The organism is Rhizobium sp. P1_E1, assembly GCF_056406015.1.
Genome location: NZ_JBFUAY010000379.1, coordinates 1 through 2,824 on the forward strand (window position 1 = coordinate 1; position 2,824 = coordinate 2,824).

1 protein-coding gene is annotated in these 2,824 nt (G+C 61.1%); it reads left to right on the top strand.

What is annotated here, in order from left to right; translation table 11 throughout:
• Positions 1–114: 114 nt before the first annotated feature.
• On the top strand, positions 115–2,824 hold a 2,710-nt coding region (locus tag AC1D1Z_RS35940), incomplete at its 3' end, for an error-prone DNA polymerase (RefSeq protein ID WP_477853575.1).

Here is a 2,824-nt window from a genome sequence, read left to right on the forward strand (position 1 = left end):
GGATTATTTCGTCATCGAAGACGAGGCTGGCGAACGTCTTTGGGTCTTTCGCTCCGGTGATGGCATCGATCCCGAAACCGGAAGCCATCGCTGGTTCTGCCATGGGATCTTCGCATGAGCTATGCCGAACTGCAGGTCACCACCCATTTTTCCTTCCTGCGCGGGGCAAGCTCGGCGCAGGAACTGTTCGAGACCGCGAAGGCTCTCGGCATCGAAGCCCTCGGCATCGTCGACCGCAACTCGCTCGCCGGAATTGTCCGGGCGCTTGAGGCATCGCGGGCCACCGGTTTGCGGCTCGTCGTCGGTTGCCGGCTCGATCTGCAAGACGGCATGTCGTTGCTGGTCTACCCGACCGACCGGGCTGCCTATTCCCGGCTGAGCCGCCTTATCACGCTTGGCAAGTCGCGCGGCGGCAAGAACAACTGCGTCCTGCACTGGGACGACGTCATCGCCTATGCCGAAGGCATGATCGGCATTCTGGTGCCGGATCTGCCGGACGACGCCTTTGGGATCCAGCTGCGCAAGATGGCCGAGCTGTTTGGCGATCACGCCTATGTGTCGCTTTGTCTTCGTCGTCGCCAAAACGATCAGCTGCGGCTGCATGAAATTTCCAACCTTGCGGCGCGGTTCACGGTGAAGACGGTCGTCACCAATGATGTCCTCTTCCATGAGTCAGGCCGTCGGCAGTTGCAGGACATCGTCACCTGCATTCGCACCCGCACGACGATCGACGAGGTCGGCTTCGAGCGCGAGCGCCATGCCGATCGCTATCTGAAGCCACCGGAAGAAATGGAGCGCCTTTTTCCGCGCTACCGCGAGGCGCTAGCACGAACGGTGGAGATCGTCGCGAGAGCCAAGTTTTCGTTGGACGAGCTGACTTATCAATATCCCGAGGAGGCGATCGTGCCGGGCAAGGATGCTCAAGCGTCGCTAGAGCACTATGTCTGGCAATGCATTCCCGACCGTTATCCGGAGGGTCTGCCCCCTGACGTTCTGAAGACCGTGCGGCACGAGCTCGATCTGATCCGCACCATGAAATACGCGCCATATTTTCTGACCGTCTTCTCGATCGTGCGCTATGCACGCTCCCAAGGCATTCTCTGCCAGGGCAGGGGTTCTGCCGCCAATAGCGCCGTCTGCTACATTCTTGGCATCACCAGTATCGATCCCTCGACCAACGATCTTCTTTTCGAGCGCTTCGTCAGCCAGGAGCGGGACGAGCCGCCGGATATCGATGTCGACTTCGAGCACGAGCGGCGCGAGGAGGTGATCCAGTGGATCTATCGCACCTATACCAGAGAAAGGGCAGCGCTCTGCGCGACCGTGACGCGATATCGTGCGAAAGGGGCGATCCGAGATGTCGGTAAGGCACTCGGTTTGCCGGAGGATATGATCAAGGCGCTGTCGTCGGGCATGTGGTCCTGGTCGGAGGAGGTTTGTGACCACAATGTCCGCGAGCTCAATCTCAATCCCGACGACCGGCGTCTTGTGCTCACCCTGAAACTGGCGCAGCAGCTGATGGGCGCGCCGCGCCATCTTGGCCAGCATCCTGGCGGCTTCGTCCTCACCCATGATCGGCTCGACGATCTCGTGCCGATCGAACCGGCGACGATGAAGGACCGTCAGATCATCGAATGGGACAAGGACGACGTCGAAGCCCTCAAATTCATGAAGGTGGACATCCTGGCGCTTGGCATGCTGACCTGCATGGCCAAGGCCTTCGATCTGATCCGCGATCACAAGGACCGCGATCTCGATCTGTCGAAGATCGAGCAGGAGGATCCTGCGACCTATGCGATGATCCGCAAGGCCGATACACTCGGGACTTTCCAGATCGAGAGCCGCGCCCAGATGGCCATGCTGCCGCGGCTGAAACCCCGAACCTTCTACGACCTCGTGGTGCAAGTCGCCATTGTCCGGCCCGGCCCGATCCAGGGCGACATGGTGCATCCTTATCTCCGTCGGCGGGAAGGCAAGGAGGCTGTTGAATACCCGACGCCGGAACTCGAGGCCGTGCTCGGCAAGACGCTCGGCGTACCCTTGTTCCAGGAAAGCGCCATGCGGGTGGCGATGGTCTGCGCCGGCTTTACCGGCGGTGAGGCCGACCAGCTGCGCAAGTCGATGGCGACCTTCAAGTTCACCGGTGGCGTCTCGCGCTTCAAGGACAAGCTGGTGTCGGGCATGGTCAAGAATGGGTACACGCCGGAATTCGCCGAGAAGACTTTTTCGCAGCTCGAAGGCTTCGGCTCCTATGGTTTCCCGGAAAGTCATGCGGCTTCGTTCGCACTGATCGCCTATGCCTCGAACTACATCAAATGCCATTACCCTGACGCCTTCTGCGCCGCGCTCATCAATTCGCAGCCGATGGGTTTTTATGCGCCGGCCCAAATCGTAGGTGATGCGAGAGCCCACGGCGTCGAGGTGCGGCCGGTCTGCATTAATCGCTCCCGGTGGGACTGTACGCTGGAGCGGATCGGCAGTTCCGGCCGGCATGCCGTGCGGCTCGGTTTCCGGCAGGTGAAGGGATTGGCGGTCGCCGACGCCGCGCGCATCGTCGCGGCACGCATGAACACGGCCTTTGCCTCGGTTGATGACATGTGGCGACGATCCGGCGTGCCGTCCGAGGCGCTTGTTCAGCTTGCCAAGGCCGATGCTTTTCTTCCGTCGCTGAAGCTTGAGCGCCGCGATGCGCTCTGGGCGATCAAGGCGCTGCGCGACGAACCACTGCCGTTGTTTGCAGCCGCGGCCGAACGGGAGATGGCTGCAATCGCAGAGCAGCAGGAGCCCGAAGTCGCGCTTCGCCAAATGACGGACGGCCATAACG